This window comes from Pseudomonas sp. GW822-FHT02E03, assembly GCF_058802325.1.
In genome coordinates, this window is record NZ_JBXAOA010000013.1 from 103,567 (window position 1) to 115,576 (window position 12,010).

General features: G+C 60.0%; 10 protein-coding genes. 1 reads left to right on the top strand and 9 read right to left on the bottom strand.

Translation table 11 applies throughout. The annotated features are described in order from the left end of the window. Positions 1–220 precede the first annotated feature (220 nt). Complete coding sequence (nadA, locus tag AC1RQB_RS12630) at positions 221–1,279, top strand: quinolinate synthase NadA (RefSeq protein ID WP_063341314.1); 1,059 nt, start codon at positions 221–223, stop codon at positions 1,277–1,279. A 135-nt stretch (positions 1,280–1,414) separates the two neighbouring features. Here nadA and AC1RQB_RS12635 read toward each other — a convergent pair whose 3' ends face one another. From AC1RQB_RS12635 to arcC, 9 genes are all read right to left on the bottom strand, one after another. Further along, entirely contained in the window at positions 1,415–1,903 is a 489-nt protein-coding gene (locus tag AC1RQB_RS12635; RefSeq protein ID WP_063341313.1) for an RDD family protein, read from the bottom strand. 95 nt (positions 1,904–1,998) lie between these two features. Then, positions 1,999–2,211: a cold-shock protein gene (locus AC1RQB_RS12640; protein WP_003175786.1), complete on the bottom strand. Its 213-nt coding sequence runs from the start codon at positions 2,209–2,211 to the stop codon at positions 1,999–2,001. Positions 2,212–2,590: 379 nt separating this feature from the next. Next, entirely contained in the window at positions 2,591–3,715 is a 1,125-nt protein-coding gene (gene gcvT / locus AC1RQB_RS12645) for a glycine cleavage system aminomethyltransferase GcvT (protein ID WP_063341312.1), read from the bottom strand. A gap of 33 nt (positions 3,716–3,748) precedes the next feature. Continuing rightward, positions 3,749–5,125, bottom strand: coding sequence for an L-serine ammonia-lyase (locus AC1RQB_RS12650; protein WP_008072921.1), 1,377 nt, complete (start codon positions 5,123–5,125; stop codon positions 3,749–3,751). A 106-nt stretch (positions 5,126–5,231) separates the two neighbouring features. Then, the gene (gene gcvP / locus AC1RQB_RS12655; protein ID WP_063341311.1) at positions 5,232–8,084 is read right to left on the bottom strand and encodes an aminomethyl-transferring glycine dehydrogenase; all 2,853 of its coding nucleotides are present in this window, start codon (positions 8,082–8,084) and stop codon (positions 5,232–5,234) included. An 11-nt stretch (positions 8,085–8,095) separates the two neighbouring features. Next, positions 8,096–8,479, bottom strand: coding sequence for a glycine cleavage system protein GcvH (gene gcvH, locus AC1RQB_RS12660; RefSeq protein WP_007903329.1), 384 nt, complete (start codon positions 8,477–8,479; stop codon positions 8,096–8,098). A 457-nt stretch (positions 8,480–8,936) separates the two neighbouring features. Beyond that, positions 8,937–10,445 carry a transcriptional regulator GcsR gene (gene gcsR, locus AC1RQB_RS12665; RefSeq protein ID WP_063341310.1) on the bottom strand — a complete coding sequence of 503 codons (1,509 nt, stop codon included), beginning with the start codon at positions 10,443–10,445 and terminating at the stop codon, positions 8,937–8,939. A gap of 216 nt (positions 10,446–10,661) precedes the next feature. After that, the gene (locus AC1RQB_RS12670; protein WP_063341309.1) at positions 10,662–11,024 is read right to left on the bottom strand and encodes a DUF5064 family protein; all 363 of its coding nucleotides are present in this window, start codon (positions 11,022–11,024) and stop codon (positions 10,662–10,664) included. 12 nt (positions 11,025–11,036) lie between these two features. Next, complete coding sequence (gene arcC / locus AC1RQB_RS12675; RefSeq protein WP_063341308.1) at positions 11,037–11,966, bottom strand: carbamate kinase; 930 nt, start codon at positions 11,964–11,966, stop codon at positions 11,037–11,039. Positions 11,967–12,010 lie beyond the last annotated feature (44 nt).

Genomic DNA, 12,010 nt, shown 5'->3' on the forward strand with positions numbered 1-12,010 from the left:
AGGATTTCCGGGTTTTTTTTTGCCCGCGATTTGAGGTCGGCTCAGTCCGGGTGACGCAGGTCAGAATCATCTTTTGCATCCACGGGATATTCTGTAGCCTTGCGCAGCTTCAACGCTGTCCATGCCTGATGAATACTCACTCTCCCGGCGGTACCCATAAGGGTCCGGAGCCGGGTGTATACTCGACTTTCGCGCGAAAGCGCCTGCAGGTCTTGCGAACATGACGCAGATTTCCGAACGCCTTCTGGTTCAAGCCCACCTCGATGCCAAGCAGCCCAAGCCGCTGACGGCCGAGGAAGAGGCTTATTACCGTACTGCCATCGCTGCCGAGCTCAAGGCTCAGGACGCGGTGCTGGTTGCTCACTTCTATTGCGATCCCGTCATTCAGGCCCTGGCCGAAGAAACCGGTGGTTGCGTCTCCGACTCTCTGGAGATGGCCCGCTTCGGCAATGCCCACCCGGCCAAGACTGTGGTGGTCGCCGGTGTGAAGTTCATGGGCGAAACCGCGAAAATCCTCAACCCTGAAAAACGTGTACTGATGCCGACCCTGGAAGCGACTTGCTCGCTGGACCTGGGTTGCCCGGTGGACGAGTTCTCGGCGTTCTGCGATCAGCATCCGGAACGTACGGTGGTGGTGTATGCCAACACCTCGGCGGCGGTCAAGGCGCGTGCGGACTGGGTGGTGACGTCCAGCTGCGCGCTGGAAATCGTCGAAAGCCTGATGGATAACGGCGAAACCATCATCTGGGCACCAGACAAGCACCTGGGCACTTATATCCAGCGCAAGACCGGTGCCGACATGCTGTTGTGGGACGGTGCCTGCATCGTCCATGAAGAATTCAAGGCCAAGCAGCTCGAAGACATGAAGGCGCTGTACCCGGATGCGGCCATCCTGGTGCACCCGGAATCGCCGACTGCCGTAATCGAGTTGGCCGACGCGGTGGGTTCCACCAGTCAGCTGATCGCTGCGGCGCAAAGTCTGCCGAACAAGACCCTGATCGTCGCCACCGACCGTGGCATCTTCTACAAGATGCAGCAGCTGTGTCCGGACAAGGTCTTCATCGAAGCGCCAACGGCCGGTAACGGCGCAGCCTGCCGTAGTTGCGCACATTGCCCATGGATGGCGATGAACACGCTTGAGCGCACGCTGAAGAGCTTGAAGGAAGGGACTAACGAGATCTTCGTCGACCCGGCGTTGATTCCGCAGGCGGTGCGGCCGTTGAAGCGGATGCTTGATTTCACGCAGGCGGCGCGGATGAAGTTGGCCGGCAACGCCTGAGGTCTGTCAGTCAAGATGCAAAAACTGTGGGAGCGGGCTTGCTCGCGAAATCGGTGTGTCAGACAACATCAATGTTGAATGATATGCCCTCTTCGCGAGCAAGCCCGCTCCCACATTGATTTGTGTATGGCTGAATCACTTTGTCTTCTTTGGAATCCGTACAAGCTGGGTATTGGAGTAGATGTCATGCCAGCTGCGTTTCTGCTTGTCGAACAGCGACCAGAAGAACCCCAGCCCGAGGCATATCCAGGACGCGATCGACACCACAAAGCGCAACAGAGCCTGCCACAGGCTGATGGATGAGCCGTCGGCGTTTTGCACGCGGATGCCCCACACCTGCATCCCCAGCGTCTGCCCCGACCAAGTCCAGAACTTGGCAAAGAAACCGAACAGCACGAACAACAGCACCGTCGATAGCAGTGGATCACCGTCCAGTGCACCGGCTTCGGTCAAGGCACGCATTTGGCCTTCGCCGATGATCGCCATCTGGATCATCTTGTAAACGCCGCTGGTGACGATCAGCAGGGCGGTGCATAACAGGAAGTCGTAGAACATCGCTGCCAGGCGACGACCCAGGCCGACGGCGGGGAAGTCGCCCTGTGGATATAGCAGGTGTTTCGACATGGCAGCCTCTGAGCGGAAAAAGAAGCCATTTTACGGATTTACGCGCACAAAAAAGCCCCTGATATCAGTATCAGGGGCTTTTTCGCTACAGAAGATCAGGCTTCTGCTTGTACTTCGTCAGCCTGCATGCCTTTCTGGCCTTGCACAGCAACGAAAGTCACTTTCTGGCCTTCTTTCAGGCTCTTGAAGCCGTTGCCCTGAATAGCGCGGAAATGTACGAACAGATCCGGACCGCTTTCTGGAGTGATAAAACCAAAACCTTTCTCGTCGTTAAACCACTTGACGGTACCGCTCTGACGTTGGGACATTTCTTATTTCCTTTGACGCAAAAATGAATGACAGTCTCCTTCTGGTGAAAGAGTACTGGGGCTGGTTGCAGGAGAGTAAGAAGACGTCGAACGGGATGTAGCTAACTTGTAGGCTACTGCCCAGGTCACGATTCCAAGCGACCCATGCAAACACAGTGAACAAACTCTACGCCAACTACGGGAGAAAAAACAAGCCCTGCGAAGGCCCGTGTTTCCTCGGGTTGATGGCACTAGCGCCGGCTTATTCGATGGAGTTGTTCAGTTGTTTTCGATCGTTATAAGTAACGTTCATAAACGAAACGTTCGCACTGTTTTATGGCGGCTGCGTTACAGATTAGTGCACTGTTAACGCAACCGCGTTACTTATAGAAACGGTCGATCAACCACGATAGTAGCGTTGTGGAACAAATGGCATTTTGCTTACAAGCAAAGGCACCCTTTTCCCACGAACAATCGCCCAAACCGGCGTATCCAGAGCGATGTAAGCGCTGTCGAGGTAACCCATGGCCAAAGGACCGCCGAGGGTCGGACCGAAGCCGCCGCTGCACACGCTGCCGATGATTTCGCCGGCTTCGTTGACGATCTCTGCTCCTTCGCGCACCGGCGTACGCTCCTGCGGCAGCAGGCCAACGCGTTTGCGGCTGACACCGGCTTGCTGCTGGCCGAACACGGTTTCAGCGCCGGGGAAGCCACCGGCCCGCGCGCCATCGGCACGACGAGGCTTGGAAATGGCCCACAGCAGGCTGGCTTCGATTGGGGTGGTTTCGGTGTTCATGTCGTGGCCGTAGAGGCACAGGCCGGCTTCCAGGCGCAGGGAGTCGCGAGCGCCGAGACCGATGGCCGCCACTTCCGGTTCAGCCAGTAGGGCGCGAGCCAGGGCTTCGGCATTGGCGGCCGGTACGGAGATTTCGAAACCGTCTTCACCGGTGTAGCCCGAACGGCTGACAAAGCAGTCCACGCCCAACAGCTTCACGCGGGCGAACTGCATAAAGGTCATCTTCGCAACTTCAGGCGCCAGGCGTGCGAGCACGGTGACCGCGGCCGGGCCTTGCAACGCCAGCAATGCGCGTTCTTCGAACAGTGGCTCGATCGTGCACTGCTCACCAATGTGCTTGCGCAAGTGCGCCAGGTCCTGATCCTTGCAGGCCGCGTTGACCACCAGGAACAGTTCGTCATTACCGAGGTTGGCGACCATCAGGTCGTCGAGGATGCCGCCGGTCTCGTTGGTGAACATTGCGTAGCGCTGCATGCCCACCGGCAAATCGATGATGTCCACCGGCACCAGCGTTTCCAGGGCCTTGGCAGCGTTGGCACCGGTCAGGCGGATCTGGCCCATGTGCGAAACATCGAACAACCCGGCCTGATCACGGGTGTGCTGGTGTTCTTTCATCACGCCCAACGGGTATTGCACCGGCATATCGTAGCCGGCAAACGGCACCATGCGGGCGCCGAGTTCGAGGTGCAGTGCGTGCAACGGGGTTTTCAACAGTTGTTCGGTGGACATATCCAGCTCCTGAAAATAGTGCAGATGCGCGCATCAGCACTCGATAATGTTGACCGCCAAACCGCCACGGGCGGTTTCCTTGTATTTGCTTTTCATATCGGCGCCGGTCTGGCGCATGGTGCGGATGACTTTGTCGAGGGAGACGAAGTGCTGACCGTCGCCGCGCAAGGCCATGCGCACCGCATTGATGGCCTTGACCGAGCCCATGGCATTGCGCTCGATGCAAGGTACTTGCACCAATCCGCCAATCGGGTCGCAGGTCAGGCCGAGGTTGTGTTCCATGCCGATTTCGGCGGCGTTTTCCACCTGCTGCACCGTGCCGCCCAGCACTTCACACAAGGCGCCGGCGGCCATGGAACAGGCGACGCCAACCTCGCCCTGACAGCCGACTTCGGCGCCGGAGATAGAGGCGTTTTCCTTGTACAGAATGCCAATCGCGGCGGCCGTCAGCAGAAAGCGTACGACGCCGTCTTCGTTGGCTCCGGGGATGAAGCGCATGTAGTAATGCAACACCGCCGGGATGATTCCGGCTGCACCATTGGTGGGCGCGGTGACCACGCGTCCGCCGTTGGCGTTTTCTTCGTTGACCGCCAAGGCGTACAGGTTGACCCAGTCGAGCACCGACAGCGGATCGCGCAGTGACGATTCCGGGTTGTTGCACAGTTGCCGATGCAGCGCTGCAGCCCGGCGTTTGACCTTCAGCCCACCGGGCAAAATGCCTTCGTTGCGACAACCAGCGGCGACGCAGTCTTGCATCACTTGCCAGATCTTCAGCAAACCGGCGCGAGTTTCCGCTTCCGGACGCCAGGCACTCTCATTGGTCAGCATCACTTGGCTGATGGACAAGCCATAGGTGGTGCAATGACCGAGCAGGTCCTTGGCGCTTTTGAACGGGAAGGTCAGGGGGGTGGCGTCTTCGACAATGCGGTCGGCACCGGCAGCGTCTTCATCGACCACGAACCCGCCACCAACCGAGTAGTACTCGCGGCTGCGGATTTGCAGGCCAGCGGCATCGAATGCGCGAAAGATCATGCCGTTGGGGTGATAGGCCAACGGTTTGCGAATCATCGCCAGGTGTTCTTTCTCGTTGAACGCAATGCTGTGTTCGCCGAGCAGGTTCAAGCGACCATTGCCGCGAATTTCTTGCAGGCGAGCGGCGACGGTTTCGGTGTCTACGGTATCCGGGTGTTCGCCTTCCAGGCCCAGCAACACAGCCTTGTCGCTGCCGTGGCCTTTGCCGGTGGCGCCGAGCGAGCCGTAGAGCTCGACTTTGACGCAGGTGGTTGCGGCCAGCAGCCCTTCACGGCGCAGACCTTCGGCGAAACGCGCAGCGGCGCGCATCGGGCCGACGGTGTGGGAGCTGGAGGGGCCGATGCCAATCTTGAACAGGTCGAACACGCTTAACGACATGGTTGGCCTCCGTTGGAGTAGTTGTAAGCGGCAAGCTACAAGCTGCAAGTCAAAGCCGATCGGCTCTTTCTTGCAGCTTGAGGCTTGCCGCTTGAGGCTGCTTTTTTTAAGCGTAGCTTTCGATCGACGGGCAGGCGCAGACCAGGTTGCGATCGCCGAAGACGTTGTCGACGCGACCGACCGGTGGCCAGTACTTGCCTTCGATCAGCGACGCTACCGGGTACACCGCTTGCTCGCGGCTGTACGGGTGAGTCCACTCGCCGACGATTTCTGCGGCGGTGTGCGGCGCGTTTTTCAGCGGGTTGTCGTCCTTGTCCAGCGTGCCGTTTTCCACCGCGCGGATTTCTTCGCGGATGCGGATCATGGCGTCGCAGAAGCGGTCCAGTTCTTCCTTGGATTCGCTTTCGGTCGGTTCGATCATCAGCGTGCCAGCCACCGGGAACGACATGGTCGGGGCGTGGAAGCCGAAGTCGATCAGGCGCTTGGCGACGTCATCGACACTGATGCCGCTGCTGTCTTTCAACGGACGCAGGTCGAGGATGCATTCGTGCGCCACCAGACCGTTGCTGCCGGTGTACAGCACTGGGTAATGCTCTTCGAGGCGACGGGAAATGTAGTTGGCATTCAGGATCGCCAGTTGCGAAGCACACTTGAGACCCGCGCCACCCATCATACGAATGTACATCCAGGTGATCGGCAGAATGCTCGCGCTGCCGAACGGTGCCGCGCAGACCGCGCCTTCCTTGCGTTCCATCTGGGCGTGGCCTGGCAGGAACGGCGTCAGGTGCGACTTGACGCCAATCGGGCCGACGCCCGGGCCGCCACCGCCGTGTGGGATGCAGAAGGTTTTGTGCAGGTTCAGGTGGGACACGTCGCCGCCGAACTTGCCCGGTGCGCAGAGGCCGACCATGGCGTTCATGTTGGCGCCGTCGATGTACACCTGGCCGCCGTTGTCGTGAATGATGCCGCAGATTTCGCGGATGCCTTCTTCGAACACGCCATGGGTCGACGGGTAGGTGATCATCAGTGCCGCGAGATGTTCGCGGTGCTCGATGGCCTTGGCGCGCAGGTCTTCGATGTCGACGTTACCGCGGGCATCGCAGGCGGTCACGACCACGCGCATGCCGGCCATGTTAGCGGTGGCCGGGTTGGTACCGTGGGCGGACGAGGGGATCAGGCAGATGTCGCGACGGTCTTCGCCACGGCTCTGGTGGTAGGCACGGATCGCCAAGAGACCTGCGTATTCACCCTGGGAACCGGCGTTGGGTTGCAGGGAGATCGAGTCGTAACCGGTGGCGGCACAGAGCATCGCTTCCAGTTCATCGGTCAGTTGCTGATAGCCGGCGCTTTGCTCGGCCGGGGCGAACGGGTGCAGGGCACCGAATTCAGCCCAGGTCACCGGGATCATTTCGCTAGCGGCGTTGAGTTTCATGGTGCACGAACCCAGCGGGATCATGGTGCGATCCAGGGCCAGATCCTTGTCGGCGAGCTTGCGCAGGTAGCGCATCAGCTCGGTTTCCGAGTGATAACGGTTGAACACCGGGTGGCTGAGGATCGGCGACTGGCGAACCAGCGCGGCCGGGAGGGTGCTTTCGACCGAGGCGGCGAGGGCGGCGAAGTCCGGCAGTGCCTTGCCTTCAGATAGCACGCTCCACAGGGTTTCAACGTCAGCTTGCGACGTGGTTTCGTCCAGCGACAGGCCCAGACGTTCAGCATCGACGACGCGCAGGTTGATCTGCTGAGCACGCGCCTGGTCGTGCAGCTTGGCGGTGTTAACGCCGGTTTTAATTGTCAGCGTATCGAAGAAGTTGGCTTGCTCGACGGTCAGACCCAATGAGCTCAAGCCTTTGGCGAGGATCGCGGTCAGGTGATGAATGCGCTGGGCGATCTGCGTCAGGCCTTTCGGGCCGTGGTACACGGCGTACATGCTGGCGATGTTGGCCAGCAGTACTTGAGCGGTGCAGATGTTGCTGGTGGCTTTTTCGCGGCGGATATGTTGCTCGCGGGTCTGCATGGCCAGGCGCAGGGCCGGCTTGCCGAAACGATCCACGGAAACGCCGACCAGACGGCCCGGCATGTCGCGCTTGAACGCATCACGGGTGGAGAAGTAGGCCGCGTGCGGGCCACCGAAACCCAGCGGCACGCCGAAGCGTTGCGCGCTGCCGATGGCCACGTCGGCGCCGAATTCGCCTGGCGGAGTCAGCACGGTCAGGGCCAGCAGGTCAGCCGCGACGGCGACCAGCGCATTAGCCGCGTGGAAGCGCTCGGTCAGTTCGCGGTAGTCGAACACGTCACCGTTACTGGCCGGGTATTGCAGCAAAGCGCCGAAGAACGGCGTCACGTCAGCCAGTTCGCGCTCGTCGCCGACCACCACGTCGATGCCCAACGGCTCGGCACGGGTGCGCAGCACGTCCAGGGTTTGCGGGTGGCAATGAACCGAGGCGAAGAACGCGTGGCTGCCCTTGTTCTTGCTCAGGCGTTTGCAGAAGGTCATGGCTTCGGCAGCGGCGGTGGCTTCGTCGAGCAGGGAGGCGTTGGCGATCGGCAGGCCGGTCAGGTCGCTGATCAGGGTCTGGAAGTTCAGCAGTGCTTCGAGACGGCCCTGGGAAATTTCTGGTTGGTACGGGGTGTAAGCGGTGTACCAGGCCGGGTTTTCCAGCAGGTTGCGCAAGATCGGCGACGGCGTATGAGTGCCGTAGTAGCCCTGACCGATGTAGGTCTTGAACAGCTGGTTTTTGCCGGCGATGGATTTGATCAGCGCCAGGGCATCCGCTTCACTCAGGCCGTCTTCCAGGCCGAGGACGCTGGTGCCTTTGATGCTATCGGGAATGACGCTGGCGCTCAGAGCTTCCAGGGAGTCGAAACCGAGGCTGTTGAGCATGGCTTGCTCATCGCCGGCACGCGGGCCGATGTGGCGCGCGATGAATTCGTTGGCAGTGCCGAGATTAATTTGAGTCATGTCAGCGCTCCTCAGGCTTCAGCGTTGGCTTTGATCAGACGGTCGTAAGCGTCTTGATCCAGCAATTGGCCGACAGCCGAGGCGTCGGTTGGCTTGAAGCGGAAGAACCAGCCTTCGCCCAGCGGATCTTCGTTGACCAGTTCAGGGCTGCTGTCGAGCGCCGGGTTCACTTCCAGCACTTCGCCGTCGAGTGGCATGTACACGCCGCTGGCGGCTTTTACCGATTCCACGGTGGCGGCTTCAGCGCCTTTGTCGTAGGACTGCAGCTCAGGCAGTTGTACGAAAACCACGTCGCCCAGGGCGTTCTGCGCGAAAGCGGTGATGCCGACTGTGACGGTGCCGTCAGCTTCGGTGCGCAGCCATTCGTGATCTTCAGTAAAACGCAACTCGCTCATGGAAACTCCTAAGGGGGCCAGACTCGTCTGGTGGACGCGATTGAATGCAGGGGCAATGCCCATGATTTATGAGGGGTTACCTAGCAAAATCGCGGCCAATGTTATTTATTCTTTATAAATCAATGGTTTATTGGTTTTTGCAAAGAGCTGGAATGGACTAGCTGTAGCGAAATCGCTACAGCCTAGACTGAAGAAAAAAGCTGAGGTGGATCAAAGCCTTGCACAGCCGTGATCAGGGGATGGTGTAGCGATTTCATTCCACTGTAGCGCTTTCAGTACAGATGGAGGTCGTTTTTGAAGATGATTTTGAACAGTAGCGCAGAACCTCTGGGAGCGGGCTTGCCCGCGATGGGGCCATTACATTCAACCTCTATGCCGAATGTTAGATAGCCATCGCGGGCAAGCCCGCTCCCACAGGGTTTTGTGGTGTTGAGGGGATTGTGTTCAGCCACAAGCCTTACGGTTTGTTAGGTATGCCGTACTTACGCAATCGATGGGCAATCGCGGTATGGGAGGTTTGCAGGCGGCTGGCCAGTTGGCGGGTCGAGGGGTAGCTGACGTAGAGCTTTTCCAGCAGGGTTTTCTCGAATTCTTCCATGGCCTGTTCGAGGCTGTCGACTTCGGTATCGCTCTGGCGCGCCACGGAAGTGCCGGCGATATCGAGATCGCCGATGTCCACCAGGCTGCTTTCGCAAATCGCCGCGGCGCGGAAGATCACGTTCTGCAATTGCCGCACATTCCCCGGCCAGCGATTGTCTAGCAGCGCCGGATAAGTGCCCGGCGCCAGGCGACAAACCGGGCGCTGGATCTGCGCGCAAGCCTGCTGCATGAAGTAGCGCGCCAGCAGCAGAATGTCCTGGCCGCGCTCGCGCAGCGGCGGGACTTCGACATTCAGGACGTTGAGGCGATAGAACAGGTCTTCGCGGAAGGCGCCTTCGCTGACCATTTTTTCCAGATCGCGGTGGGTCGCGCTGAGGATCCGCACATTGACCTTCACTTCGCGATCGCCACCGACCCGACGGAAGCTGCCATCGTTGAGAAAGCGCAGCAGTTTCGCCTGCAAGTACGGCGACATTTCACCGATCTCGTCGAGAAATACCGTGCCCTGGTTGGCCAGTTCCATCAGCCCCGGTTTGCCGCCCCGTTGCGCGCCGGTGAAGGCCCCGGGGGCATAGCCGAACAGTTCGCTTTCGGCGAGGTTTTCCGGCAATGCCGCGCAGTTCAAGGCCAGGAACGGCGAGCTGTGGCGAGCGCTGATGGCGTGGCAGGCGCGAGCCACCAGCTCTTTACCGGTGCCGGTTTCGCCCTGGATCAGCAACGGTGCATCGAGGGCTGCGACTCGCTGGGCGCGTGCCTTGAGCGTACGAATGGCCGGGGATTCGCCGAGCAGCGCGTCGAAGCCTTCGGCATGGTCGTGGTGCAGCGCCGAGAGGCGTTCACCCAAGCGGTTCGGTTGATACAGGGTCAGCAGCGCGCCGGCGTCGGTGATCGGCGTGGCGTCCAGCAGCAGGGTCTGACCGTTGACGGTGATCTCGCGCAGCGGCAGGCGGAAGCCGTTTTCCAGCAACGTGTCGAGCAGCGCCGGGTCGGCAAACAGCTCGCTGATGCTTTCACCCGCCGGTTCGCGGCCGTACAGGGCTATCAGTGCCGGGTTGGCCAGCAGCACCTTGCCAGCGCTGTCGAGGGCCAACACCGGGTCGGTCATGGCGGCGAGCAACGCATCGAGCTGCAAGTGACGGCGCTGGCCGGGAAGAATGTCGACCACCGTCACCGCTTGCACGCCGCGCACGCTGAACAGCGCGTCGCGCAGCTCTTCGAGCACTGCCGGGCTCAAGGTCGGGGCGTCGATGTAGACGTTGGGCGGGACCATTTCTACCGCATCCAGATTGAGATTGCGCCCACCGAGCAGGGCCAGGACTTCCTGGGTGATGCCGACGCGGTCGATGAAACTGACGTGGATACGCATGGGGCGGTTGGGTTCTGGAATGCGGAGGGTGGCAAGTATGCCTTGGGGCGGGCCAATGGTGAAATCCTGCGCAGGACTTCAGGGCTCCACCGAACCAATGTGGGAGCGGGCTTGCTCGCGAAAGCGGTACAGCAGGCAACATTGATGTCGACTGACACTCCGCCTTCGCGAGCAAGCCCGCTCCCACAGGTACAGCGTTCATCCAGGAGAATAGGGTTATTCGAAGTGCTCGAGGTTTACCGGGTCGCCGGATTTCATATCCAGCTGCTTCCGGATGTCTTCAAACATTAAATCGTAATGCTTGTGAATCGAGCCGATCTGGCTGTGTGTCTTCGGGATTCCGTACTTCTCGGCGATTTTCGTCACGTTGTTGGCGAAGTTGTAAGCCTCCTCCTTGGGCAGAAAGAAGGTCTCCGTCATGTCCTTTCCCTGCATGCTGCCGTGCAGGGTGAACAGTATCCCTTTGCCTTTCTTGGGATCCTGCGAGACTTCATAGTTGAGGTGCACGTTGTAATTGACATCATCCGGGGTCAGCGCGTGGCGCTCGATGTGCAGATGACCGGGCTCAAACGTTGCCATTGACGTCTCTCCTTACAAGTAAGTTATGCCAGGTGTCGCCGTGCTGATACGCGTGCCGGCCTTGCCCTGAACGATCGCTTCGATGTCCGAGAGTGAACCGATCACCGCGGTTTTTCCAGTATGGCGGGCGAACTCGCAGGCCGCCTGGACCTTCGGTCCCATGGAGCCGGCGGCGAAGCCGAGTTTTTCCATTTCATCGGGGTGGGCCTGGGCGATGGCTTTCTGGGTGGGTTTGCCGAAGTCGATGAACGCCGCATTGACGTCGGTGGCGATCACCAACAGATCGCTTTCAAGCTGTTCGGCCAGCAGCGCCGAGCACAGGTCTTTGTCGATCACTGCTTCCACGCCCTGCAGTTTTCCACTGGCGCCGTACATCGTCGGGATACCGCCACCGCCCGCGCAAATCACGATGCTGCCTTTTTCCAGCAACCACTTGATCGGGCGGATTTCGAAGATGCGTTTTGGTCTCGGGCTGGCCACCACGCGGCGGAATTTGTCGCCGTCCGGCGCAATCGCCCAGCCTTTCTCGGCGGCGAGTTTTTCCGCTTCGGCCTTGGTATAGACCGGGCCGATGGGTTTGCTGGGGGCCTGGAACGCCGGGTCGTTGGCGTCGACTTCGACCTGGGTCAGCAGGGTGGCGAACGGGACTTCGAAGTCCAGCAGGTTACCCAGTTCCTGTTCGATGATGTAGCCGATCATGCCTTCGGTTTCGGCACCGAGCACGTCCAGCGGGTAAGCGGAAACCTGGGTGTAGGCCGCCGCTTGCAGCGACAGCAGGCCGACCTGCGGACCATTGCCGTGGGCGATCACCAGTTGGTTGCCGGGATGGACCTTGGCGATCTGTTCGGTAGCGATCCGGATGTTGGTGCGCTGGTTGTCCGCGGTCATGGGTTCACCCCGGCGGAGCAGGGCGTTACCGCCCAGAGCAACGACGATACGCATAATTCAGTCCTTTCAGAGAGGGAGCGAACAACCCGATGATCGTT